The organism is Streptomyces sp. NPDC047315, assembly GCF_040643215.1.
Taxonomy (GTDB): domain Bacteria; phylum Actinomycetota; class Actinomycetes; order Streptomycetales; family Streptomycetaceae; genus Streptomyces.
The window spans coordinates 166,109-191,360 of the sequence record NZ_JBEYTZ010000016.1 but is presented as its reverse complement, the minus strand read 5'-3'; the positions used below and the strand labels follow the sequence as shown (position 1 = coordinate 191,360).

Below are 25,252 nucleotides of genomic sequence, written 5' to 3'. Positions count from 1 at the left end.
CGTTTGGGGGCGGGCGGGGGGGGCTCGGGGTGGGGGGGGGGGGGGTTGGGGCCCGGGGGGGGGTTTGGGGGGGGGGGCCCGGGGTGTCCCCCCCCGGCCCCCACGGCACTCCTTCGCGTCCGCCCGCGGTGAGCGGACGCGACCGGCGATCGACGGATTTCCTCGAACTCCCTTGTGCACGGGCGGCATTGGCATGGACCTGCGACGCCCTGCAGGCGGTCGGCGGCGCGTCGCTGAAAGTTCGGCGACATACGTCCTGACGTGGGGTGTTCCCTTGCGTCACGCATGTTTGACGGCCCGTGTGGCAACCGATACCCCTGAAGCAGGCCCTGCTTCGCACGCCCGTCGCGCACCGCATGCTCCCGGAGGCCGCCGTGCACCGATCCGTTCCCCCGTCCACGCGCCGTTCGCGCCGTGCACGCCGAGCCCTCCTGCGGGGGTCGGGCGCTGCGGTGGCGTCCGCGGCCCTGCTGCTGTCGACGCTGACGCCGGGCGCCGCGGCCACCGCGCCGCGCGGCCCGGACGCGGACCCGGCGGCCGGGGCGCTCCAGCGGGACTTCGCCCACGCGGCCAGGCAGTACGGGGTGCCGCAGGGCGTGCTGCTCGGCGTGGCGTACCTCCAGTCGCGCTGGGACGGCCACGGCGGGGCGGCGAGCGTCGTCGGCGGCTACGGGCCGATGCACCTCACCGATGCCGCAACAGCGCTGGCTCGGGCTCCGAAGCCCGCGCCGGGCGCCTCGGTCGGGCACGGCGCGCACGACGGGCGCGCAGGGCGCGACGGGGTCGCCCGCCCGGCGTCACCCGCCGGCTCCGCGGCCCGGACGCCCGCGCCCCTGCCGGACCCCGATGCGCTCCCGGCCCGACTGCGGACCCTTGAGCGGGCCGCCGCGCTGTCGGGCCTTGCGCCGAAACGATTGCGCACCAGCGCCCGGGCCAATGTGCTGGGCGGGGCTGCCCTGCTCGCCGACGCCCAGCGGCGCCTGGGGCGGGCGCCGAGCCCCGACCCGGCAGACTGGTACGGCGCGGTGGCCGGGTTCTCCGGCGCCGACGACGCGGCGACGGCGAGCGCGTACGCCGACGACGTCTTCCAGGTGATCCGCACCGGTCACAGCCGGCGCACCGACGCCGGCCAGCGCGTGACGCTGGCACCGGACGCGGACGCGGCGCCCGACCGCGCGCAGTTGGCGGGGCTCGGTCTGCGCACCGCCGACAGCGGACGGACGGAGTGCCCGCACACGGTGTCCTGCGAGTGGGTGCCCGCTCCGTACGAGGAGTTCGGCGAGGGCGACTACGGCAACCACGACAAGGCCGACCGGCCCGTCTCGCAGTCGGTGCGCTACATCGTCGTCCACGACGTGGAGGGGTACTGGGACTCGGCGCTGCGGATGGTGCAGGACCCCGCGTACGTCTCCTGGCAGTACACGCTGCGCTCGTCGGACGGGCACGTCGCCCAGCACGTGCCGCTCAAGGACGTCGCCTGGCACGCCGGCAACTGGTACGTGAACGCCAAGTCCGTCGGACTGGAGCACGAGGGCTTCCTGGCCGCCCCGGACGCCTGGTACACGGAGGCGATGTACCGCTCGTCGGCGCGGCTGGTGCGGCACCTGGCGAAGCGGTACGGGATCCCGCTGGACCGTCAGCACGTCATCGGCCACGACAACGTGCCCGGCTCCACCGCGGCGAGCGTCCGCGGCATGCACACCGACCCGGGCCCGTACTGGGACTGGGCCCACTACTTCACGCTGCTGGGCCGGCCCTTCGAGGACGCGGCCACGGCCGGGGCGGCCTCGGCGGTGGTCACCGTCCGTCCCGACTACGCGCGCCACCGGCCTACATACACGGGCTGCGTCAGGCCCGGCGAGCCGTGCGCCGCGCACGGCTCCGGGGCGGTGCGGCTGCACACGGCGCCCTCGGCGGACTCGCCGCTGGTCAAGGACGTCGGACTGCGGCCGGACGGCAGCGAATCGACGACGAACGTCAACGACATCGGCGCGCGGGCCTCGACCGGCCAGCAGTACGCGGTGGCCGAGCGCCGCGGCGAGTGGACTGCGATCTGGTACCTGGGCGTGAAGGCGTGGTTCCACAACCCCGCCGAGCAGCCGACGGCGGTGGGCGCCCGGGGCACGCTGATCACGCCCAGGGAGGGGCTGACGGAGGTGCCGGTGTACGGCAGGGCCTATCCGGAGGCGGGTGCCTATCCGGCGGACGTGCCGGTGCAGTCCCTCTCCCCGCTGCCGTACCGACTGCTCGCCGGGCAGCGGTACGTGGTGGGCGAACGGACGCCGGGCGAGTACCTGTACGCACCGACGTTCGACACGTCGGTCCACCGGGTGGTGCGCGGACAGGAGGAGTACTACCAGATCCAGTTCGGGCACCGGATCGCCTTCGTCAAGGCAGCCGACGTCACGCTGGTGCGATCGTATGACTAATCCGTCCGGAGCTTGGGCCATCCGGGCGATGGGCAGGACACGCCGGTAAACCGTTCCGCCTGACCGGAAAGGCCCGGCCCGCATGGCACAGCCCTTCGTCCTGCCCGACTTCTACGTGCCCCATCCGGCGCGCCTCAACGCCCACGTCGAGACGGCGCGGACGCACACCCGCGCGTGGGCGCGCCGGATGGGGATGCTGGAGGGCTCCGGCATCTGGGAGGAGCGCGACCTCGAAGCGCACGACTACGCCGGGCTGTGCGCCTACACCCACCCCGACTGCGACGCGCAGAAGCTGTCGCTGGTCACCGACTGGTACGTGTGGGTCTTCTTCTTCGACGACCACTTCCTGGAGACCTTCAAGCGCACCCAGGACCGGGTGGGCGGGCAGGCGTACCTCGACCGGCTGCCGGCCTTCATGCCGATGGACCCCGGGCAGCCGGTGCCCGAGCCCACCAATCCGGTGGAGGCGGGCCTCGCGAACCTGTGGCGGCGGACCGTGGTGCACATGGGCCCGGCGTGGCGCGCCCGGTTCGCCGAGTCGACCCGCAATCTGCTCGACGAGTCCATCTGGGAGCTCTCCAACATCAACGAGGGGCGGATCGCCAACCCCGTCGAGTACGTCGAGATGCGCCGCAAGGTCGGCGGCGCGCCCTGGTCCGCGCAGTTGGTGGAGTTCGCGGCGGACGCCGAAGTGCCGGCCTCGGTCGCCCGCAGCCGGCCCCTGCGGGTGCTGACGGAGACCTTCGCCGACGCCGTCCACCTGCGCAACGACCTCTTCTCCTACCAACGGGAAGTGGAGGACGAGGGCGAGTTGAGCAACGGCGTCCTCGTCCTGGAGACCTTCCTCGACTGCCCGACCCAGGAGGCCGCGGAGGTGGTCAACGACCTGCTGACCTCGCGCCTGCAGCAGTTCGAGAACACCGCGCTGACCGAGGTCCCCGCGCTCTGCCTGGAGGAGGGCCTCTCCCCCGCCGAGTGCGCCGCGGTCGCGCTGTACGTCAAGGGCCTCCAGGACTGGCAGTCCGGCGGCCACGAGTGGCACCTGCGCTCCAGCCGCTACATGAACGAGGGCTCCACCCCGGGGCGGGGCCTGCTCGGGGGCGTCTTCGGCACCTCGGCGCTCGACGTCACCACGCTCTTCGGCCGCCCTGCCGCCGCCCGGCTGCGCACCCTCACCCACGTGCCGCACCAGCAGACCGGCCCGTCCCTGCTCCCCGACTTCGACCTGCCGTTCCCCGTGGCGCTCAGCCCGTACCTGGAGCACGCCAGAGCGCGGTCCCACGCGTGGATGGAGCGCATGGGGCTGCTCGGCGACATCTGGGACGGGCCGCTGCTGCGCGGCTTCGACCTCGCGCTCTGCGCGGCCGGCATCGACCCCGACGCCACGCCGGAAGAGTTGGAGCTCAGCGCCGAATGGCTGACCTGGGGGACCTACGCCGACGACTACTACCCCCTCGTCTTCGGCCGGACGAAGAACCTCGCGGACGCCCGGCTGTCCAACGAGCGGCTGCTGGCGTGCCTGCCCGTCGACGAGCCGGCCGCCGCCCCGGCGCACGCCGTCAGTCCGCTGGAGCGCGGCCTGGCGGACCTGTGGGTGCGCACCGCCGGGCCCATGGCGCCCGACGCGCGACGACAGCTGCGGGACGCGATCGCGGCCATGTTGGAGAGCTGGTTGTGGGAGCTGCACAACCTGGCGCAGCACCGCGTGCCGGATCCGGTGGACTACCTGGAGATGCGCCGGGACACCTTCGGCTCCGATCTCACCTTGCTGTTGAGCCGGCTGCGGCGCTCGCGGCGGCTGCCGGCGAAGGTGCTGCGCAGCGGCACGGTGCGCAGCCTGGAGGGCTCCGCCGTCACGTACGCCTGTCTGGTCAACGACCTGTTCTCCTACCAGAAGGAGGTCGAGGTCGACGGGGACGTGCACAACGCGCTGCTGGTGGTGCAGACGTTCTTCGGCTGTGACTACCCGGCGGCCGTCGTGATCGTCGACGATCTGATGCGGGGCCGGCTGCGCCAGTTCCTCCACGTCAGGGAAGAGGAACTGCCCATCCTCTGCGAGGACTTGAAGCTGGACGCCGACCAGCGGGCGGAGCTCGACGCCTACGTGGGCGAGCTCCAGGACTGGATGGCGGGCATCGTGAACTGGCACCGGAACGTACGCCGTTACGGTCCGCAGGACGTCCACGCCGGCGCCGGCACCGCACGGCTCGGCCGGCCCTCGGGCCTGGGGACCTCCGCGGCCCGGCTCGCGACCCTGCTGACGCGCTGACGGGGCGAAAACGGCAGCGCCGCGCGATCTCCTCGATCGCGCGGCGCGCAGGCACCCGGGCCGCGGGCGTCAGCCCTGCTGGAACAGCTCCGCCGGCAGCGGCTTCAGCAGGGCGTACAGGTCGTCGGTGATGGGCCGGTCCCAGCTCGCGATGGTGACCAGGACGTCATCGCTGCGGTCGAACTGGACGCAGGAGATCCGGCTCTCGGAGAGCTTGAGCCGACGCACGATCAGCAGGTTGTCCCCCTGCATCACGGGGACGTCCTCCGAGCCCACGACCTCCACCGGCTCGTCGTTCTCCAGCGCCAGCAGCAGCTGCGCCACCTCGAAGGGCACCTGTCCCTGCGCCAGCTCGCGCGCCGGGGAGCCCTGCGGCAGATTCCCGATGATCATCGCGGGGCCTCGGCCGCCGAACAGGTCGTACCGGAGGAAGACCCCCTGGCAGGTGCCGTCGGGCGCGGGCAGCAGGCCCGCACCGAGATTCCCGGGCCAGTCCCCCGGGTCCATGGCCAGGACGTCGAAGTCCGGGCCGGCGGGGGTGGCGGCGCTGCGGCGGCGGAGGAAGGACATACCGCCATGGTACGTGTCCGGAACCGGTCGACCGGACCGGGGGCGGCCCCGGAACCCCGGCCCCGGACCCGCCCAACGCACCGGTGACGCACCGCCGCCGCAGACGGGCCGCAGACGCCATCACCGCACACTCGGCCCGGTGCTAGCGCGCCCGCAGCACCCCGGCCTGGCGGGGGTCCGGGACAGCAGTGCGCTGGCGGTCCGGGGGCGGCGGGTCACCGGGCCGCCCACCCACCGCCGTCAGCTCGTCACGGGCCGTGGCGGCGAGTGCGTCCGCGCCGCACCGCAGGGCCGTCGTACGGCCGCGCTCCAGGTGGTCGACGCCCTCGTGCACCCGACCGGTGCGGCACAGGTGGGTACCGAGGGCGACCAGGGCGCGGGCGAGTTCGTACGCCGCGGGGGAACGTTCCAGCTCGGCCACGGCCTCCGTCAGCAGCGGCGTGCGCTCGTGCTCGTCGCCGACCTCGGCGGCGACCCGCAGTGCCTGGCCGACGGCAGACGGGGTGGCGAACCGGCGGGCGCGCTCCAGCGCGTCGCGGGCGGCTGCACGGGCCCGGTCGGGGGCGACGGTGTGCTCGGCGGCGGCGAGGTGGAGCTGCCAGGGGCACCAGGCCGGGTTGCGGATGCCCCGGGCGTCCAGCCGGTGGCCGGCCGAGGCGAGTTCGCCCACCGCATCGGCCGTACGGCCCCGGGCGAGCAGGAGTTCCCCGTACACCGTCTGGGCGTCGGGGAAGGTGACGGCGGCCGGGAACGGTTCGCCGAAGTCGTGGTCGCGGGCGATCGCCGTCGCCTCGTCGACCTTGCCGCGGGCCAGCAGCACCTCGACGAGGGTGGCCACCGAGTACCACTCGGCGGGGGTGCCGCGGCCGACGCGTTCGGCGAGCCGCAGCCCCGCGCGGCCGTGCTCCTCGGCCTCAGTGAGGCGTCCGCGCCGATAGCGGATGTACGCCAGCAGGGTGTACGCGAACGACAGGTGCGCGCCCCGCCAGCCGTGGCGTTCGAACTCGGCGGTGCCGGCGGCGAACAGCTCCTCGGCGCGCTCGGGTCGATCGGCGTACAGGAAGGTGAGGGCGACCAGCGCGGGCACTTCGAACCCGCGGTCCGCGACGGCCCAGCTCAACCCGCCGTCCAGGGCTCGTTCCGCGTGTTCGAGTGCGACGGGGGCGGGCTCGCCGCGGAGAGTGGCGTCCCAGGCGCGCAGCCCGAACACGTACCGCTCCGTGACGTCGCGGCCGGTGAGCCGGTCGGCGAGTCGGGCAAGGCGGCGGGAGCGGGCCGGGGACTCCTGTTCGTCGGCGCGGAAGGCGTCCCACATGAGTCGATGGGCCCGCAGTCTGAGGCGGGCGCGCGGGTCGGTGGTGCGGCGCGCCTCCCGGGACAGCAGTTCGGACGCCTCGGCGAGGCGGTCGGAGTGGGCGAGGACCTGGGAGAGGTGGTAGACGATGCCCTGGCGCAGCGCCGGTTCGCGGATCGGTTCGTCGAGCGCGGCCCGCAGGTGGTTGACGGTGGTGGCGGGCTCGGTGAGCAGCGAGGCGCAGCCCAGTTCGTACAGGACGAGGGCCCGTTCCTCGGGCACGGGCGGCTCGCGCAGGGCGCGGGCGAGGAAGCGGCGGGCGGCCTCGGGCGCGCCGGCACGCAGCGTCTCGCGGGCGGCGTCCCGCAGTTGGCGGACCGCCCAGGGGTCGCCGTCGGGGTGGGTCTCCAGCAGATGGCGGGCGGCGGCCGTGGGGCCGAGTCCGGCGTCCACGGTGCACCAGGCGGCCTGGCCGTGCAGGGCGACCCGGACAGCGTCGGGTATCGCCCGGTAGACGGCGGTGGCTATCAGGGGGTGGACGAACTCCAGGGTGTCGGCGCCGGTGAGGATGCGGGCGCCGCGCAGCCGGTCGGCGGCGTCCGCGGCCTGTTCGGTGCCGAGTCCGGCGACGGCGGCGGCGAGTTCGGGCGGTATCTCGGTGCCGAGCACGGCGCCCGCCCAGGCGAAGCGGACCGTGGAGGGGCCGAGGCGTTCCAGTCGGGCTATCAGGCCGCTGCCCTTGACGGCGGCGGCCAGGTCCCGCAGCAGGGGCGCGCCGGCTTCGGTGGGTTCGATGCCGCGGTCCCGGACCTTGGCGAGGAGTTCTATGGTCTCGAAGGGGTTGCCGCCGGTGACGACCCAGCACTCCCGGCAGAACGCCGCGTCGGCGTCCGGGCCGAGCAGGTCGCGCACCAGGGTGCCCACGGCCGGGGCGGTGAGGGGTTCGAGGTCGAGCGGGCGTCCGCCGGCGCGCCCGGGCAGATGGCGGAACTGGTGGGCGTGCTCGGGCAGTTCCTCCGGCCGGTAGGCGACCACGAGCAGCATCGGCAGCTCTTCGGCGCGCGGGGCGAAGGAGGCGAGCCAGCCGAGGGATTCGGGGTCGGCCCAGTGGGCGTCGTCGAGGACGAGGACGAGCGGGGCGCTGGTGAGGGCGAGGTGCGTGAGGACCCAGTCGAGGCCGTCGCGCAGCCCCTGGCGGTCCGGGGGCGAGCCGTCGGTGGCCGCGCACAGCCCGAGCGCGGGGCCGACGATGGCGTACCAGCTGCCGAGCCGGGCGCGCAGCTCCGCCTCCCGGTGGCCGGCGAGCTGGGGTTGCAGCAGTTGCCGGGCGACGTGGAAGGCGACCTGCTGTTCCTGTTCGCCGCCGCGGCCGGAGAGCACCGTGCAGCCGTGGGCGGCGGCGCGGCGGCGCACCTCGGCGAGGAGGGTCGTCTTGCCCAGTCCGGCGGGGGCGGCGAAGGCGAGGAGCCCGCCGCGCGGGCGCTCGGCTTCGGGGTCGCCCGCAAGGTCCGCCAGGCCCACGGGGTCCGCACCGTCGGCGGTGTCGGCGGCGTCTGCGGTGTCGGCGCGGTCCGGGTCGGTGCCGTCGGGGTCGGCACGGCCGGGGTGCAGCTCCGCCAACGCTTCGTCGAGCGCGGCCAGTTCCGCTTCGCGTTCGAACAGTCGGCGGCCTGCTGCGCCTGCTCGTCGCCTCATGTGCAACCCCCACGCCCGGTCGCACGCCCGGCAGGTGCGGGGGCGCCGAACACACGTCGTCGAGGCACCTCAGGGTACGCCGACGAACGACCGTCGGGGCCGTGTCCGCCCGACTTTCCCGGCTTTCGGCAGATCCCGGATTCTCCACTTGCCGGATCTCGTGGTCATCCGATAACGGGCGGCGCACCGCGTACGGCTCCGTCGCGGGGCGGCTCAGGTCAGGTCGAACTCCCCGTCGCGGGCGTTCAGCACGAAGGCCCGCCACTCCGCGGGGCTGAAGATCAGCGAAGGGCTCTCGGGCCGGCCGCCGTTGCGCATGGCGATGAACCCCTCCACGAAGGCGATCTGGACGTCCCCCGTGCCGTGGCTGCCCGAGCGCCAGTCGGCGTTGCTGAGGTCGAGGTCGGGCTTGTCCCAGCCGGAGAAGGGCTGGGTGGTGGTGCCGGTGGTGCTGTCGGCCACGATGGTGCTCCTCCCGCGCGGTCTCGTCGGTCAGCGTAGCGACCGCGCCCCGTCGCCGACAGGCCGCTGACGGCGGCCCCGGTCCGCGGCCGTTCAGGTGGTGGGGGGTTCGGCGCCGACCAGCCACATGGCGAAGAACTGCGACCCGCCGCCGTAGGCGTGTCCCAGTGCGCGGCGGGCGCCTTCGACCTGGTGCTCCCCGGCCGCGCCCCGCACCTGGAGGGCGGCCTCGGCGAAGCGGAGCATGCCGGAGGCCCCGATGGGGTTGGTGGACAGCACGCCGCCCGACGGGTTCACCGGCAGGTCGCCGTCGAGTTCGGTGGCGCCGGACTCGGTCAGCCGCCACCCCTCCCCCTCGGCGGCGAAGCCCAGGTTCTCCAACCACATCGGCTCGTACCAGGAGAAGGGGACGTACATCTCGACGGCGTCGATCTGTCGGCGCGGGTCGGTGATGCCGGCCTGTCGGTAGACGTCGGCCGCGCAGTCCTTGCCGGCCTGCGGGGAGACGAAGTCCTTACCGGCGAAGAGCGTCGGTTCGCTGCGCATGGCGCCGCCGTGCAGCCAGGCGGGCGGGCGGGGCGCGCGGGCCGCGCCGGCGCGGTCGGTGAGCACCATGGCGCAGGCGCCGTCGGAGGAGGGGCAGGTCTCGGAGTAGCGGATGGGGTCCCAGAGCATCGGGGACGCCTGGACGCGTTCCAGGGTGAGGTCGTGTTCGTGCAGATGGGCGTAGGGGTTCTTCAGGGCGTTGCGCCGGTCCTTGTACGCGACGAGGGAGCCGATCTCGGGCGGTGCGCCGGTGCGTCGGAGGTAGGCGCGCACGTGGGGGGCGAAGAAGCCGCCGGCGCCGGCGAGCAGCGGCTGTTGGAAGGGGACGGGCAGGGACAGGCCCCACATGGCGTTGGACTCGGACTGCTTCTCGAAGGCGAGGGTGAGGACCGTGGAGTGCACCCGGGCGGCGACGAGGTCGGCGGCGACCAGGGCGGTGGAGCCGCCGACGGAGCCGGCGGTGTGGACGCGCAGCACGGGCTTGCCGACGGCGCCGAGCGCGTCCGCGAGGTACAGCTCCGGCATCATCACGCCCTCGAAGAAGTCGGGCGCCTTGCCGATGACGACGGCGTCCACGTCCGCCCACGTCAGCTCGGCGTCCGCCAGGGCGCGCACGGCGGCTTCCCGGACGAGTCCGGCGAGGGAGACGTCGTGGCGGGCGGCGACGTGTTTGGTCTGGCCGACGCCGACGACGGCAACGGGCTCCTTGGACACGGCCGGTGCGGCTGATGCGGCTGATGCCGCCGGTGGGCGGGCCGTCGGCATCACGAGTCCCCTTCCAGGACGGCGATCAGGTTCTGTTGCAGACAGGGTCCGGAGGTGGCGTGGGCGAGGGCCCGCCGTGACGCACCGCGCTGGATGCGGGCGGCTGCCTCCCCGATGCGGACGAGCCCCGCGGCCATGACCGGGTTGGCGGCGAGTGCTCCGCCGGAGGGGTTGATCCGTACGCCCTCGTCGAGGTCGAGTGCCCGGCGCAGGACGACCTCCTGGCTGGTGAAGGGTGCGTGCAGTTCGGCCGTGTCGACGGGGCGGTCGAAGGCTCCGGCGCGGGTGGCGGCGAGTCGGGTGGAGGGCGAGTCGGTGAGGTCGCGCACGCCCAGGCCGTGCGCCTCGATGCGGTGGTCGATGCCGCGGATCCAGGCGGGGCGCTCGCACAGTTCGCGGGCCCGGTCTCCGGCGGCGAGCACCACGGCGGCGGCACCGTCGCCGATCGGCGGGCAGTCCCCGGTGTGCAGCGGGTGGACGAGCAGGTCGCCGTGGTCGACGTCGCCGCGCAGTTGGGCGTGCGGGTTGGTGGCGGCGTCCGCGCGGCTGCGGGCGCCGATGGCGGCGAGTTCCGCTTCGGTGGTGAGGGACGCGTCGAGGAGCGCCCGGGCTTGCAGGGCGGCCAGGGACACCGAATCCGGCCACAGCGGTGCGAGGTAGTAGGGGTCGAGTTGGCGGGTGAGGACGTCGCGCAGTTGGCCGGGGGACGACTTGCCGTACGCGTACACCAGCGCGGTGTCGGCCGTGCCGGTCAGCAGCTTCACCCACGCCTCGTACAGGGCGAAGGCGCCGTCCGTCTCCACGTGGGACTCGGCGATCGGCGGCCAGGCGCCGACGCCGTCGAGGGCCATGGTGAAGGAGAAGGCCCGTCCGGCGAGGTAGTCGCAGGAGCCGGAGCAGGTGAAGTCGATGTCGCTGGTGCGCAGCCCGGTGCGCGCCAGCACCTCGTGCAGCACCGGCATCACCATCTCGACCTCGGACAGGTCGTCGCTGTGGCGCCGGGTCGGGCTCTGGGCGAAGGCGACGACCGCGACGTCCCTGCGGCCCCTGCCACCCCTGCTGCCCCTGCTGCCCCTGCCGCCCTTGGCCTCCCCGGTCGGCGTCACAGCAGCTCCTTGTAGGCGTCGTAGTCGGCGTCCGGTTCGCCGGTGGGGCGGTAGTGGTCGGGGTAGCGCCCGTCCGGGTCGTCGGGCCACACCGGCTCCACCCGCAGGCCCATGCGGACCTCGTCGTACGGGATGCCGCCGATCCGGCCGTGGAGGGCGAGGTCGGCGCCGTCGAGGGCGATGTGGGCGTACACGTACGGCACCTCGATGTCGAGGTTCTTGGCCTTGATGTTGACGATGCAGAAGGTGGTGACGGTGCCGCGCGGACCGACTTCGACGGGGTCGGTGGTGGCGATGCCGCAGGTGGGGCAGGCTCCGCGGGGCGGTACGTACACCTTGCGGCAGCGGGGGCAGCGTTCGCCGACCATCCGGCGTTCGGCGAGGGCGTCGAGGTAGCGGCTCTGGGCCCGGCCCGGTGCGTAGGAGTAGTCGAGGCGGGCGGGGGCGACGATGCCGGTGACGGGGTCGTCGAAGGTGCCGGTGTGGTCGGCCCCGGTGGGTTGGCGCGGACCGTCGTACGGCTCGAAGCAGGCGATGTCGGTGATGGCGCCGGTGCGGGTCGCCGCCCAGCGGATCCGCACCCGCATGCCCGAGTGCACGGCATCGGGTCCGGGGGCGTCCAGGGCGTGCAGCAGTGCGGTGTCGGCTCCGTCCAGGCGGACCAGTGCCCAGGCGAAGGGGGTGGTCAGGGGCTGGTCGCGGCGGGGGGCGGGGTTCCAGGCCCAGGTGGTGACCGTCCCGGTGGCGGCGACCTCCACCAGGTCGCGCAGTTCGGCGGCGGTGGCGGGGTCGTACTCGACCGGGGGCACCAGGACCCGGCCGTCCTCGGTGCGCACGCCGAGGACGGTGGACTCGCGCAGTCCGGTGAGGAAGGCGCTCTGGACCGGCCCGAGGGAGCGGGTGAAGGGGAACTCCACGACCAGGGGGGCGACGAGCGGGGTGCGCGGTGCGTCCGTCGGGGTCGGCGGTGGCGGGGCGGCGGCAGGCGTCATGACGGGCTCCTCGGGCGGTCAGCTGCGGCGGTATGCGGGGTCGCGCTTCTCGGCGAAGGCGCGGGCGCCCTCCTTCGCGTCCTGGGTGTCGAAGACGGGCCAGCCGCGGGCCAGTTCGGCGGCGAGGCCGTCGGCCTCCGTCATCTCGGCCGTCTCGTACACGGACGCCTTCACCGCCTCGACGGCGAGCGGGCCGCAGGCGTTCACCATCTCCGCCAGGGCCAGGGCCCGCTCCAGCGCGGTTCCGTCGGGGACGACCTGGCCGACCAGCCCGATGCGCTGTGCTTCGTCGGCGGTGTAGGGGCGGCCGGTGAGCAGCATCTCCAGGGCGTGGGTGCGGGGGATCTGGCGCGGCAGGCGGACGGTGGAGCCACCGATCGGGAAGAGCGCGCGGCGCACCTCGAAGAGGCCGAAGACGGCGCCGGCGCCGGCCACCCGGATGTCGGTGCCCTGGAGGATCTCGGTGCCGCCGGCGACGCAGGGGCCCTCGACCGCGGCGATCACCGGTTTGCGGGGGCGGTGGTGGCGCAGCATGGCCTTCCAGTGCAGGTCCGGGTCGGCCTTCAGCCGCTGTCGGTACGCGTCGGCGACCGGCGCGCCCTTGCCGGCGAGGGCCTTGAGGTCCATGCCGGCGCAGAAGGCGCCGCCGGCGCCGGTCAGGACGATCGAGCGGACGGATTCGTCGGCGTCGGCGGCCAGCCAGCCGTCGTACAGGCCGACGAGCATCGGCAGCGACAGTGCGTTCTTCGCCTCCGGCCGGTTGAGGGTGAGGACGAGGGTGGCGCCCTCGCGCCGTACGGCGAGGTGCTCCGTACCCCCGAGTTCCGAACCCCCGTAGTCCGTCGACCGCTCCGGCCGTCCCTGCTGCTCGCTGTGCATCTGTGGACCTCCCGTCAGACGAGGACCCAGAACAGGTTGCAGGAGGTCGAGTTCCAGTTCAAGAGTGTTCTGACAGTTAGTCAGATAATTCTGTGTCAGCTCTTCCCAGTTGGGGCGCGCGGCGTTGTAATGACCGCCAACCGGTAGCCCGCCGGGGCGCGTGCCGGGTCAGGAGGAGCGGTGGAGTACAACCTTGCCGACCTTTTCGAGTCCGTCGTCGACGTGGTGCCCGACCGCGAGGCGCTGGTGTACCTCGACCATCCGGGGACGGGGGCGCAGCGCCGGTTGAGCTACGCCGAGGTGGACGCCGCGGCCAACCGGATCGCCCACCACCTGCTGGACGCCGGCGTACGACCGGGCGAGCACCTGGGGCTGCATCTCTACAACGGGGTCGAGTACGTCCAGACGCTGCTCGGCTGCCTGAAGGCGCGCGTCGTGCCGGTGAACGTCAACTATCGTTACGTCGAAGAGGAGTTGGCGTATCTGTACCGGGACGCGGACCTGGTGGCGCTGGTCTTCGACGCCGAGTTCACCGGGCGGGTCGCCGGTGCGCTGCCGCACACCGAGAAGCTGCGCCATCTGGTGCGGGTCGGCACTCCGGCGAAGGACGCACCGCCGCTCGACGCCGTCCCCTTCGCCCGGGCGGCGGCGGCCGGCTCCCCCGAGCGCGACCTTCCGGGCCGCTCCCCCGACGACCTGTTCATCATCTACACCGGCGGCACCACCGGCATGCCCAAGGGCGTGATGTGGCGCCAGGAGGACCTGTTCTTCTCCGGGCTCGGCGGGGGCGCGCCCACCGGGGAGCCCGTGGCGCGGCCCGAGGAGTTGGCCGCGCGGGTCGCCGCGGGCGGCGAGGGCATCACCTTCTTCCCCACCGCGCCGCTGATGCACGGCACGTCCACGCTGACCGCGTTCATCGGCTTCAACTTCGGCCAACGGGTGGTCCTGCACCGCAAGTTCGTCCCCCACGAGGTGCTGCGGACGATCGAGGCGGAGAAGGTGACCAGCGTGTCGCTGGTGGGGGACGCCATGCTCAGGCCGCTGATCGACGCGCTCAACGGGCCGTTGACGGGTACGGACCTCTCGGCGCTGTTCAGCGTCTCCTCGTCCGGGGCGATCATGTCGGAGACGGTGCGCGCGCAGTTCGCGGCGCTCGCCCCGCACGTGATGCTGCTCAACAACTTCGGCTCGTCGGAGTCCGGCTTCAACGGCACGGCCACCGCCGACTCGGGCCCGGAGCGGGGATTTCGGCTCCGGGTCAACGCGCGCACGGCGGTGGTGGACCCGGTGACCTACGAGCCGGTCGCGGTCGGCGAGCCCGGGCGGATCGCCCAGCGCGGCCACGTCCCGCTCGGCTACTACAACGACCCCGCGAAGACGGCCGGCACCTTCTTCCGGCGCGGCGACGAGCGCTGGGTGCTGCTGGGCGACATGGCGACGGTGGACGACGAGGGCATCGTGACCGTGCTCGGCCGGGGCTCCCAGTGCATCAACACCGGCGGCGAGAAGGTGTACCCGGAGGAGGTCGAGCAGGCGCTCAAAGCGCATCCGCACGTGTACGACGCGCTGGTCGCCGGGGTGCCGGACGCACAGTGGGGCCATCGGGTGGCCGCGGTCGTCCAGGTCCGCGAGGGGGTGCGCAGCCCCACGCTGGACGAGATCCAGGAGCACTGCCGCACCAAGCTGGCCGGCTACAAGATCCCGCGGCAGCTGGTGGTCGCCGACGAGATCCAGCGCTCGCCCAGCGGCAAGGCGGACTACCGCTGGGCGCGCGCGGTGGCGACCCGGGCCGCTGCGACGTGAGCGGACCGAACACGGAGGCCGCGTCTTCAAAGTGGCGTCGGCCGTCCCCTTGCCATCGGCGTGACGTGCTGGATTACTGATCTCCAGCAACATGACCGAATGATCGGTCGGCCGACGAGGGGCGGGGGCGGTCAGCATGGCGGACCTGCGGGACGCGGCGGAGCGGCTGGGCCGCACGGAGCTCGAAGCGCTCCAGTTGGAGCGGCTGCGCGCGACCCTGCGCCACGCGTACGAGAACGTCCCCTTCTACCGCCGCTCCTTCACCGCGGCGGGCCTGCGCCCCGACGACTGCCGCAGCCTCGCCGACCTCGCCCGCTTCCCCTTCACCACCAAGGACGACCTGCGGGATAACTACCCCTACGGGATGTTCGCCGTGCCCCGATCGCAGGTGGCCCGGATCCACGCCTCCAGCGGGACCACGGGGCAGCCGACCGTCGTCGGGTACACCGCGCACGACCTGGACGTCTGGGCCGACGTGGTCGCCCGGTCCATCCGCGCCGCCGGGGGCCGCCCCGGCGACCGGGTCCACGTCGCGTACGGCTACGGGCTGTTCACCGGCGGACTCGGCGCGCACTACGGCGCCGAACGGCTCGGCTGCACGGTGATCCCCGCATCCGGCGGCATGACGGCCCGCCAGGTGCGCCTGATCCAGGACCTGCGCCCGCGGATCGTCATGGTGACGCCGTCGTACATGCTCACCCTGCTCGACGAGTTCGAGCGACAGGGCGTCGATCCGCGGTCCACCTCGCTGGAGGTGGGGATCTTCGGCGCGGAGCCCTGGACGGAGGAGATGCGGCGGGAGATCGAGGAGCGGTTCGCGATCTCCGCGGTCGACATCTACGGACTGTCCGAGGTCATGGGGCCGGGCGTGGCGCAGGAGTGCGTGGAGACGAAGGACGGACTCCACGTGTGGGAGGACCACTTCCTGCCCGAGGTCGTGGACCCGCTCACCGGCGAGGTGCTGCCGGACGGCGTGCCCGGCGAGTTGGTCTTCACCACCCTCACCAAGGAGGCCGTGCCCGTCGTCCGCTACCGGACCCGCGACCTCACCCGCCTGCTGCCCGGCACGGCGCGGCCGGCCTTCCGCCGGATGGCGAGGGTGACCGGCCGCAGCGACGACATGATCGTGCTGCGCGGGGTGAACGTCTTCCCCACCCAGATCGAGGAGATCGTGCTGCGCACGCCCCGGCTGGCGCCCCACTTCCAACTGCGGCTCACCCGCGAGGGAAGGCTGGACGCGCTCACCGTGCGGGCCGAGGCGCGGCCGGGCAGCACGACCGAGCAGCGCGCCGCCGCGGCCCGGGCCGTCGAGGCGGCCGTCAAGGACGGCATCGGCGTTTCGGTAGCGGTCGACGTGGTGGATCCGGACACCCTGGAGCGCTCGGTCGGCAAGGTCGAACGGATCGTGGATCTGCGGAGGTAGCGACCAAGGCACCCGCCCCTGACGTTTTCTGACAACCCCTCAGCTTAGCCGCAACCGCGGCACCACCGCGCGCCGGCCATGCTTTCTGGCCACCTCTCGCGCTACGCCGAACGCAATTAGGCACTTCGTCAGTGGCGCGCGTTTCAACCGTGCTCAACTGGTGAAAAGTCGCGCACAGAACGTACGGGGGCGCGCACATTGTGCGCGGAGTGCTACGACACGAGCTGAGGAGCTTCACATGACAACCGTTCTTTTGGTTCATGCGGTGTCCCTGTGGCGAGCCTCTTTGGCCTGCCTGCTCAGCACGGACGCACGCCTGGACGTACGGGCCACGGACAAGGGCGGAGTGCACGCCTCCATGGCGGAATGTTCGCCGGACGTCGTCGTGACGGACCTGGACTGTCCCCACTCCCTGGAAGTGCTGACCTTCATGGAGTCGTTACGGAAGCCGGCCGCGCACGCACCGGCGCTGATGGTGCTGGCGCGCGGGGACCGCGCCGGTGACCTGCGCCGGGCCAGCGACGCCGGCGCCACCGGGTACGTCGACAAACTCGGCCCCGTCGACAGCCTGTGCGCCGTGGTGCGCAAGGTGGCGAAGGGGGGCCGGCACATCGACGAGTCCCTCGCCTTCGGGCTGCTCCGGGCCGCCGACGTACCGCTGTCACCACGCGAGTTACGGGTGCTCGCCCTGGCGGCCGAAGGCGAGTCGGTCACCTCGATAGCGAGCGCACTGCACCTCGCGAGCGGGACGGTGCGCAACTACCTGGCCGCGGCGATACGCAAGACCGGTGGCCGCAACCGCCTCGATGCGATACGGCTCTCCCGGGACTTCGGCTGGTTGTAGCCGCACCGGGGGCGGGCCGTCAGGCTCCGGGGGGCGGGTCGAGGTCGACGGGGCGGCCGTCGGGCGCGGCGGCCCAGTGTCCGGCCAGTTCGCGAAAGAGCGGGGAGCGCAGCAGCAGGTCGTCCGGAGTGCCGCAGTCGGTCCGGGTGCCGTCCATCACCAGGACCCGTCGCGCGCGCCGGGCCGAGGTGAGCCGATGGGCGATGACCACGGTCGTCGCGCCCCGGGCGGTGAGTGCGGTCTCGGCGCGGGCCTCGGCCGCGGGGTCCAGGTGGCTGGTCGCCTCGTCCAGGATGAGCAGGGGCGCCGCCGCGACGTGCGCGCGGCCCAGTGCGACGAGTTGGCACTCCCCCCGGGAGAGCCGGCGCGGGTCGAAGGGCTCGTCCAGGCCGCCGAGCCGAGCGGCGAGGGCGTCGAGTCCGATGGCCGCGACGGCTGCCGCGACCTCGGCGTGGGAGGCGGCCGGCTTCAGGTAGCGCAGGTTGTCGCGGAGCGTGCCGGTGAAGACGTACGGCTGCTGGGGCAGCAGGGTCCGCACGTCGGTGGGCTCCCACCGGGCGGCCGGGCGCCCCAGCCAGCGCACTTCGCCGGCGGTCGGGGCACTGACCCCGGCGAGCACGGCGGCGAGGGTGGACTTGCCGCTGCCGCTGGGGCCGACGACGGCCAGGTGGTCACCGGGTTCGAGGACGAGGTCCAGCCGGTCGAGGACGGGCCGGGCGTGCGGTCCGTACGCGAAGGTGACCGCGCGCAGTTCGGCGCCGGCGCCCGCCGCGGGCGCGGGGCGGTGGGTGCGTGCGGGGTCGGGCTCCGGGGGCAGCGGCGCCGGTCCGGTGAAGCGGTCCAGCACCACGACGAGCCGGCCGCCGGCCGCGCCGAGCGCGTTCAACAGCGCGTTCAGGGCCGGGGCCAGCGCCGTCGTGAGGTAGGCGAAGGCGCCGACGAGGGCGCCGGTGCTCACCCCGTTGCGCAACAGCCACGGCGCCGCCGCCAGCAGCAGGACGACGGGGGCCCGTTCGCCGACGGCGAGGGCGATGACGCGTACGGCGCTCCAGCGGGCCAGCGAGCGGGACGCCCGGGTCTGTTGCTCGGTGAGGTCGCGGGTGCGCTCGCCGAGGGGGCCGGCGGCGCCCGCGGCGGCGATGTCCCGCAGCGCGCCCGCCGCCTGCCCGGCGTGCTCGGCGAACGTCTCGTCCAGGTCGAGGTAGGCGCGCTGGCGGGCGCCCATGGGTATGAGCGTGGCAAGGAACAGGGCCGTGCCCAGCACCAGCGGCGGCAGGACGACCACCAGCAACCGCGGCGAGAGCGTCGCCATCCCGCTCAGCGCTCCGGCGGAGGTGAAGACGAACCCCCTGGTCGCGAGGACGAGTCCGGCCCAGCCGTCGCGGGCGATCTCGCTCTGGTGGGTGACTTGGGACACGGAGCGGGTGGTGGCGGTGGTGGCGCGGGTCAGCCCGGTGCCCAGCGCCCGGGCGACGGCGCGCCGCACCAGCCCGTCCCGCAACGGCTCCACCAGGTCGGCGAGGCCGCCGAAGACGCCGCGTGCGGCGAAGAGCGCGGGCACCACGGCGACCGCGGCGACCGCCAGCCACACCAGACCGGTGGTGGGCGCGTCGGCGAGGAAGCCGTCGTCGAGGGCGCGGGCGACGGCGAAGCCGGTGACGAAGGTCTGGCCGAACTCCAGCAGTGACCAGGCGGTGAGCCGCGCCAGCACCCGGCGCCGGGCGCGTAGGAACGGCAGCCCTTCGCGCACGACACGCCTGAGCGCCCCGGTCTCCGCGGCCGTGGCCCGGCTCACGGCCGCACCCCGTCCAGGGGCGCGGCCGGCGCCGCTTCGTCCGACACCGGTGCTTTGCCGTCGGTCGACTGGAACAACTCTCGGTACGCCGCGTGGCGCCACAGGTCCCGGTGGTGGCCGACGGCGCGCACGGTGCCGTCCGCCAGCCAGACGACCCGGTCGGCGGCGGCGGCCGTGGAGACGCGGTGGGCGACGACGAGACGGGTGCAGGTGCCGGCGCGGCGCGACAGGGCCCGTTGGATGCGGTCCTCGGTGACGGTGTCCAGGCTGGAGGTGGCGTCGTCGAGGACGAGGAGGCGCCCGCCGCGGGCGAACGCCCTCGCCAGGCCCAGCCGTTGGTACTCGCCGCCCGACAGCGGGGCGTCGGCGAGCGGGGTGAGCGCCCCGAGCGGGAGCAGCGCCACGTAGCCGTCGGCGGACGCGTCGCGCAGGGCGCCTTGCACCGCGTCGGCGGTCGGCCGGCTCGGGCCGACGGCGACGGCGTCCTCGACCGTGATGCCGAGCAGCGCGGGCCGGGCGAAGGCGTACGCGACGGCGTGGCGCAGCGCGACGGGGTCGACCCCGTCGAGGGGGGCGCCGTCGAGCAGGACGGTCCCGGCGTCGGGGTCGGTCAGCCGCCCCGCCACGGCGGCCACCAGGGACTTGCCGGCGCCGGAGCGGCCCACCACGGCGGCCGACGTGCCGCCTGGGACGGTGAAGGACACGTCCGTCAGCAGCCGCCGGCCTTCGCGCACCACGTCGACCCCGCGCAGTTCGAGGGCGCCGGGGCCGTCGGGCGGCAGGGTCAGCGAGCGGTGCGGAACGGCGGGCAGTGCGAGCAGGGGATCGAGCCGGCGGGCGGCGCTGCGTCCACGGGCGATCGAGCTCAGGGCGCCGGTGAGGACGCCGAGTCCGACGGCGAGGACGGCGTAGCGCGAGACGGCCAACAGGTCCCCGACGCTCAGTGCGCCGGCAGACAGGCGCAGTCCGGCGACGGCGAGGACGAGCACGGTCAGCATCGGCAGCAGGACGGCCGCGCCGGCGGTGGCCCGGCCGTGGACGTCCCAGGTGCGGCGGCCGTGTTCGGCGAGCCGGCCCAGCGGCTCGGTGATCCTGGCGTGTTCGCGCCGGGCGGTGCCGGCCGCCCGTACGGTGGCGGCGCCGTCCAGCGTCTCGGTGAGCCGGGTGGCGATCAGGGCCTGTTCTTGCTGGTAGTCGGCCGCGGCGGCGGAGGTGCGGCGCACCAGCAGGTGCAGCAGGACCACGAAGGCGGGGAAGCCGACGAGGAGCGCGAGGCCCGTCCAGGGGTCGATGAGGAAGAGCGCGACGGCGGCGCCGACGGGCACCAGGGCGCCGGAGACGGCGGTGGCGACGGAGACGGGCACGGTGGCCGCCTCGGCGGCGTTGGCGGTGAGGCGGGTGGTGAGGTCGCCGGGCGGGTGCGCCTCGGCGTGGCGGGGCTCGGTGCGCAGCAGCCGGGCGAGGAGCGCGGTGCGCAGCCGGGCCGCGCGGACGGCGGTGTTGGTGCCGCCGAGGAGGGCGACGAGCGCGTCGAACCCGGCCTCGGCGGCCGTCAGCGCGGCGCAGAGCGCCAGGGCGGACCACGGGACGCGGCCGTCGGTCACCGCCCGGTCCAGGGTGTCGCCGAGTGCGGCGGGCAGGGCGAGTGCGGCGAGCGCCCCGCCCGTGGCGCACGAGACCAGGAGGGCCAGGCCGAGGCTGCCGGGCGGGACGCGTCCCGTCGTCGGGCTGCTGGTCGGCATGGGGCCTTCCTCGTGGGTCCGGGCGACGAAGATGTACGGCGAAGAAGAAGTGGCGGTGGAGGAGCGGCGGTGGAGGAGCGGCGGGACCGGTCCCGGGCGAAGCCGGGACCGGTCCGTGGTGCAGCGTTTCGTCAGCGGCTCAAGAGCTCGCCTCGGTGCTTCGAGGGCGTGTGGTCCCTAGAAGCACTGGATGACGCTGACGGAGCTGCCCTGACAGAGCAGCAGGCTCGCGCTGCTGCCGGTCTCCAGGTCACCGACGGCCTCTTCGGTCTCGGCGATCTCCAGGGTCTGCAGGTCGAGAAGTGCCATGACGTGCTCCTTCCACGGGGACGGTTTTTCCTAGCGGCGCTCGGCCCCCTCGGCGGGGCCGGGCGATGTGACGGCGTGCCGTCACACGTTCGGTGCCTCAGTGCTTGAGCGGCTCAGCGGCTCAGTAGCACTGGATCAGGCTGAGGGCGCTGCCCTGGCACAGCAGCAGGCTCGCGTTGCTGACGCCCTCCAGGTCACCGACGGCCTCTTCGGTCTCGGCGATCTCCAGGGTCTGCAGGTCGAGAAGTGCCATGACGTGCTCCTTCCACGGGGACGGTGTTGGCGGTGCTCAACCCCTAGCTGGGGTCGATTCGTGGGCTCGGGTGAGCGGTGGGACGAACGGGAGCGTCACCGGCCGGTCGCCGAACGCGCTGCCGAGGGCGAGCAGGCACCCGGCGGTGCCGGTGGCCAGGTCCATGGACCGGCGCATCAGCTGCTCCCCGGGGAAGGCCAACTCACCGCGGTACGGGGTGGCCTGGAGGTCGAGCAGCCGCAGGTGCCGGTCGATGGCGCGGCGGCGTTCGGCGGGGTCGCCCACGGGGGTGCGGGCGAGTTGGAGGACGAAGCCCGCGATCCCCCGGTACAGCGACGGCTGGATGTAGAACGCGCAGCGCAGCGCGGGGTCGATGGCGGTGCGGGCGGCGGTGAACTGCTCGTCGGGGCGGTGGGTCAGGTAGTCGTCGAGGACCAGGGCCACGCCGGCGCTGCCGGCGCCGAGGTACGGCATCAGCCGCCGGCCCTCGACCACGTGCAGGCCGTCGCCGGGTGCGGGCTTGCACCGCTCCAGGTCGCGCCGGAGCGCGGTGGCGGCCAGGTCGAGCAGGGCCGCGTCGCCGGTCGCCTCGTACCGTCGTACGAACAGCAGGGCGAGGCCGCTGGCGCCGTGCAGCAGTCCGGCGCGGGCCGCGGGCGGGCCGTCGGTCAGGGCGCGGGCGGCGAGGTCGAGGCAGCGGTCGGCGGCTGCGGACAGTTCGGCGGCTTCGGATCCGGTCCGGTTGCCCGCCAGGTCGAACAGTGCGAGGGCGATGCCGGCCAGTCCGCCGTGCAAATCGGGCGGCAGGTGTTCCAGGGGCTGGCGGATCACGAGGTGGGCGAGTTCGCTCGCCTGGGCCTGGTGGCCGAGGCGGTCGAGCGTCCAGGCGATGCCGGCCAGCCCGTCGTGGAAGCCGGGCAGGGTGCCGGGCGCGGGCGCCTTGACCCGGTCCAGCAGCCAGGCCAGCGCTTCGGGGCAGGGCGCTGCGCCGGTCTCGTGCAGGGCGTACAGCACGCCCGCGGCGCCGTAGCCGAAGGACTGGCCGCCGGCCGGGTTGCCGAACTGGGCGATGTCGCCGGGGAAGCAGCGGTCGTCCCGGCCCGGGGTGCAGGAGGCGGCGATCGCGCGGGCCATGGAATCGCGGCTGCGGGGCCAGTCGTCGGATCGGGGGACCTCAGCCGGGGCGCCGTCGCCTTCGACGGGGCGTGTGCCGCGCTGGATCCGGCGGACGGCGGGGCGCAGTGCGGACTCGGCGACCGGGAAGGTCTCGGCGGCGTACCGGGCCAGGCGCGGGGCGCGGTCGCGGTCGACCATGAAGAGCGTGGTGAGCGGGAGCAGCAGCGCGAGGCGCAGACAGGCCAGGGCATAGCGGTCGATGTCGACGCCCGTGCAGTCGGCGGGGGCGACGAAGGCCGGGTTCGCGACGACCTGTCGGCGCTGGTCGTGCTCGACGGGGAAGGCCGCTTCGAAGTCGAGCAGCACCACGTGTTCGCCGTCGTCGCTGACCATGATGTTGCTCATGTGCAGGTCGCTGAAGACGAGTCCGCGCTCGTGGATCCGGCTCACGGCCCGCTCCACGCGTTCGTACGTCCGCTCCGCCCAGGCGGCGTACTCGGCGAGCGCCTCGCGGGACGGGTTCGGCAGCGAGAGCGGGTAGCGGCGGGCCATGACGGTGTTGAGGGTGAGGCCGGGGACGTGTTCCAGGGCGAGGAAGCGGTGGTCCCCGATGTCGAAGGCGTCCAGCAGGGCCGGTACGCAGTCGAGTCCGGCGAGTTGCTCCAGGGCGACGCGTTCGCGGTCCAGTCGGGTGACGGCGTCGGCGCCGTCGGTGCCCAGGCCGGCGTGCGGCCGGGCCTCCTTGAGGACGACGGTCTCGCCGGTGCGGGTGGAGCGGGCCCGGTAGACGCCGCCGCCGTTGGAGAAGTGGAGGGCGCCTTGGATCTCGTACGGCATGTCGGTCGTTCCGACGGCGGCCCTGGCTTCGAGGTGGGGGCGGAGGAAGGCGGGCGGGGTCACCCACTGGGGGAGGGTGAACCGGGGCCCGCGGGGGTCGGGCACGAGGGTGCCGTCGGGGTCCGCTATCGCGGTGACGAGCCGGCCGTCGGCGCCGAGGCAGTAGCGGGCGGCGAAGGCCCCGTAGCGCACGTGGACCGGGCCTTCGCCGATGCGCAGGTCGCTCAGGACGTACGGGCCGTGTTCTCCGGCGAGCAGGGCGGCCAGGTCCTGGCACAGTTGCGGGAAGGACGCCTCGTCCGTGTCGTCGCGGGGATAGACGGTGATGAACTTTCCGCTGCCGGCGCGGTCGGCGTACTTGGCGTTGCGCAGCTTCAGCAGCCGCGGCCCGGGGACGAACTTGTGCGGGACGCCCCGCTCCAGGCAGTGGGCGTGGACCCGGCGCAGCACGGACTCGGCGTTGTCGATCGCTGCGGAGACATGGATCTTCCAGCCCTGGGGGCGGAGCGCGAGTCCGGTGGGAAGGTAGGAGAGCCAGTCGCCGGAGCGGGTGGTCTCCCAGCCGTCGGGGACGGGCGCGCGGGCGGCCTCGTACAGGGCGGCGTCCGGGGTGTCGGCGTCGGCGTGACGCAGCGGTGCGTCGTAGAAGTCACCGTCCGTCTGGCAGTACGCGGCGTACTCCGGATTCACTCGCGCTCCTCACGGTCTCGTCGTGGCCGCATCGACCTCGACGAGGCTTCCACCACCCACCGCGGCGGCACAGTCCCCGATGTCACGTCTCGCGGGTGTGCTCCGCATGTGCGTGGGGTGTGCACGCTGCACGCCGCAGTGCACGGGGGCGGTGTGCGCGCCCGTGTTCGCCGCGGCCCCGTCGACGGTGGCGGCAGTGGCCGGGGCGCTACGGGCGCTACGGGCTGAAGGAGAGGAAGACGAAGGCCGCGAACAGCACGAGGTGTACGCCGCCCTGGAGGAGGGTGGCGCGGCCGGGGACCACGGTGAGGGCGCTGACGACGGCCGTCAGGGCGAGGAGGACCATGTTCGTCGGCCCCTCCCCCAGGATCAGCGGGCCGGAGAGCCACAGGGACGCCAGGGCGATGGCCGGGATCGTCAGCCCGATGCTGGCCATGGCGGAGCCGTACGCGAGGTTCAGGCTGGTCTGCACGCGGCCGGTGCGGGCGGCGCGTGCCGCCGCGACGGTTTCGGGCAGCAGCACCATCAACGCGATGATCACGCCGACGGCGGAGATCGGCAGTCCGGCGGACGCCACGCCCCGCTCGATGGACGGGGAGACGAGTTTGGCGTTGCCCACCACGGCGACCAGCGCGACGAGCAGCAGTGCCAGGCTGACCCGGGTTTCGAGGACGGTCGGCGGCGGGGCGTGTTCGTCGGGTCCGATCTCGGTGCCGTCCGTGTGCACCGGGAGGAAGTAGTCGCGGTGGCGCACCGTCTGGACGCCGATGAACAGGCCGTACAGCAGGAGCGAGGCGACCGCGGCGAAGGCGAGTTGGGGGCCGGTGAACTCGGGCCCCGGTTTGCTGGTGGTGAAGGTGGGCAGCACGAGCGTCATGGTGGCGAGGGTGCAGGCGGTGGCCACGGCGCCGCCGGAGCCCTCCGCGTTGAAGACGGCGATGCGGTTGCGCAGGGTCGCCACCGTGAGGGACAGCCCCACGATGCCGTTGCAGGTGATCATGACGGCGGCGAACACGGTGTCCCGGGCGTAGGTGGAGGACTTCTCCCCGCCGCCCACCATCAGCATGACGATCAGCCCGACCTCGATGACGGTCACGGCGACCGCGAGGACGATCGATCCGAACGGCTCCCCGACGCGGTGGGCGACGACCTCCGCGTGGTGGACGGCGGCGAGCACCGCCGCGATCAGGCACAGGGCGATCAGGGCGACGGCGAAGCCGGGCAGCTCGCGCCCCCAGGCGATTGCGAGGGCGACCACCGACACGAGGGGCGCCCACGTGGTCCATTGCGACAGGTAGGCCGCGGTGCCGGTCTTCATACCGACACGCTGCCAGCAGGTGGGGGGATTCGCCCGTGGTGGTGAGCCGGGCGGGGGGGCGTGCGCCGCCGTGGCCGGGCCGCCTTCGGGGCCGCGGCGGCTCAAGGTCACCGTG

General features: G+C 73.8%; 18 protein-coding genes. 5 read left to right on the top strand and 13 right to left on the bottom strand.

What is annotated here, in order from left to right:
- Positions 1-452 precede the first annotated feature (452 nt).
- Both ABZ842_RS20350 and ABZ842_RS20345 read left to right on the top strand, forming a co-directional pair.
- Complete coding sequence (locus ABZ842_RS20350) at positions 453-2,429, top strand: N-acetylmuramoyl-L-alanine amidase (RefSeq protein ID WP_361538294.1); 1,977 nt, start codon at positions 453-455, stop codon at positions 2,427-2,429.
- A gap of 82 nt (positions 2,430-2,511) precedes the next feature.
- A complete protein-coding gene (locus ABZ842_RS20345) occupies positions 2,512-4,698 on the top strand; it encodes a terpene synthase family protein (RefSeq protein ID WP_361538293.1) in 2,187 nt (728 codons plus the stop codon).
- A gap of 69 nt (positions 4,699-4,767) precedes the next feature.
- On the opposite strand, the gene ABZ842_RS20340 is transcribed toward ABZ842_RS20345, so the two are convergent.
- The 7 genes from ABZ842_RS20340 to ABZ842_RS20310 form a co-directional block, all read right to left on the bottom strand.
- The gene (locus ABZ842_RS20340) at positions 4,768-5,268 is read right to left on the bottom strand and encodes a hypothetical protein (protein WP_361538291.1); all 501 of its coding nucleotides are present in this window, start codon (positions 5,266-5,268) and stop codon (positions 4,768-4,770) included.
- Positions 5,269-5,410: 142 nt separating this feature from the next.
- Positions 5,411-8,257 (bottom strand): AAA family ATPase, encoded by a 2,847-nt coding sequence (locus tag ABZ842_RS20335; protein ID WP_361538289.1) that lies wholly within the window; start codon positions 8,255-8,257, stop codon positions 5,411-5,413.
- A gap of 213 nt (positions 8,258-8,470) precedes the next feature.
- The gene (locus ABZ842_RS20330) at positions 8,471-8,719 is read right to left on the bottom strand and encodes a DUF397 domain-containing protein (RefSeq protein ID WP_361538287.1); all 249 of its coding nucleotides are present in this window, start codon (positions 8,717-8,719) and stop codon (positions 8,471-8,473) included.
- Between the two features lie 93 nt (positions 8,720-8,812).
- Positions 8,813-9,979, bottom strand: coding sequence for a thiolase domain-containing protein (locus tag ABZ842_RS20325; protein WP_361538314.1), 1,167 nt, complete (start codon positions 9,977-9,979; stop codon positions 8,813-8,815).
- A 50-nt stretch (positions 9,980-10,029) separates the two neighbouring features.
- On the bottom strand, positions 10,030-11,136 hold the full coding sequence (locus ABZ842_RS20320) for a thiolase domain-containing protein (protein WP_361538285.1): 1,107 nt from the start codon (positions 11,134-11,136) through the stop codon (positions 10,030-10,032).
- Positions 11,133-12,128 (bottom strand): OB-fold domain-containing protein, encoded by a 996-nt coding sequence (locus ABZ842_RS20315; protein WP_361538283.1) that lies wholly within the window; start codon positions 12,126-12,128, stop codon positions 11,133-11,135. The genes ABZ842_RS20320 and ABZ842_RS20315 overlap by 4 nt, the downstream gene beginning before the upstream one ends.
- 18 nt (positions 12,129-12,146) lie before the next feature.
- Positions 12,147-13,007 (bottom strand): crotonase/enoyl-CoA hydratase family protein, encoded by an 861-nt coding sequence (locus ABZ842_RS20310; RefSeq protein ID WP_361538281.1) that lies wholly within the window; start codon positions 13,005-13,007, stop codon positions 12,147-12,149.
- Positions 13,008-13,187: 180 nt separating this feature from the next.
- Here ABZ842_RS20310 and ABZ842_RS20305 point away from each other — a divergent pair, with 180 nt between their 5' ends.
- The 3 genes from ABZ842_RS20305 (at position 13,188) to ABZ842_RS20295 (ending at position 17,077) form a co-directional block, all read left to right on the top strand.
- Entirely contained in the window at positions 13,188-14,810 is a 1,623-nt protein-coding gene (locus ABZ842_RS20305; protein ID WP_361538279.1) for an acyl-CoA synthetase, read from the top strand.
- Positions 14,811-14,946: 136 nt separating this feature from the next.
- Positions 14,947-16,233 (top strand): phenylacetate--CoA ligase PaaK, encoded by a 1,287-nt coding sequence (gene paaK / locus ABZ842_RS20300; protein ID WP_361538277.1) that lies wholly within the window; start codon positions 14,947-14,949, stop codon positions 16,231-16,233.
- Positions 16,234-16,471: 238 nt separating this feature from the next.
- Positions 16,472-17,077 (top strand): response regulator transcription factor, encoded by a 606-nt coding sequence (locus ABZ842_RS20295; protein WP_361538275.1) that lies wholly within the window; start codon positions 16,472-16,474, stop codon positions 17,075-17,077.
- Positions 17,078-17,096: 19 nt separating this feature from the next.
- On the opposite strand, the gene ABZ842_RS20290 is transcribed toward ABZ842_RS20295, so the two are convergent.
- The 6 genes from ABZ842_RS20290 to ABZ842_RS20265 form a co-directional block, all read right to left on the bottom strand.
- The gene (locus ABZ842_RS20290) at positions 17,097-18,872 is read right to left on the bottom strand and encodes an ABC transporter ATP-binding protein (RefSeq protein WP_361538273.1); all 1,776 of its coding nucleotides are present in this window, start codon (positions 18,870-18,872) and stop codon (positions 17,097-17,099) included.
- Positions 18,869-20,614, bottom strand: coding sequence for an ABC transporter ATP-binding protein (locus ABZ842_RS20285; RefSeq protein ID WP_361538272.1), 1,746 nt, complete (start codon positions 20,612-20,614; stop codon positions 18,869-18,871). The genes ABZ842_RS20290 and ABZ842_RS20285 overlap by 4 nt, the downstream gene beginning before the upstream one ends.
- A 177-nt stretch (positions 20,615-20,791) precedes the next feature.
- Positions 20,792-20,923 carry a SapB/AmfS family lanthipeptide gene (locus ABZ842_RS20280; RefSeq protein WP_361538270.1) on the bottom strand — a complete coding sequence of 44 codons (132 nt, stop codon included), beginning with the start codon at positions 20,921-20,923 and terminating at the stop codon, positions 20,792-20,794.
- Positions 20,924-21,044: 121 nt separating this feature from the next.
- On the bottom strand, positions 21,045-21,176 hold the full coding sequence (locus ABZ842_RS20275) for a SapB/AmfS family lanthipeptide (RefSeq protein ID WP_361538268.1): 132 nt from the start codon (positions 21,174-21,176) through the stop codon (positions 21,045-21,047).
- 36 nt (positions 21,177-21,212) lie between these two features.
- The gene (gene lanKC / locus ABZ842_RS20270; protein ID WP_361538266.1) at positions 21,213-23,819 is read right to left on the bottom strand and encodes a class III lanthionine synthetase LanKC; all 2,607 of its coding nucleotides are present in this window, start codon (positions 23,817-23,819) and stop codon (positions 21,213-21,215) included.
- Between the two features lie 217 nt (positions 23,820-24,036).
- Entirely contained in the window at positions 24,037-25,137 is a 1,101-nt protein-coding gene (locus ABZ842_RS20265; RefSeq protein WP_361538264.1) for an ionic transporter y4hA, read from the bottom strand.
- Positions 25,138-25,252: the final 115 nt, after the last annotated feature.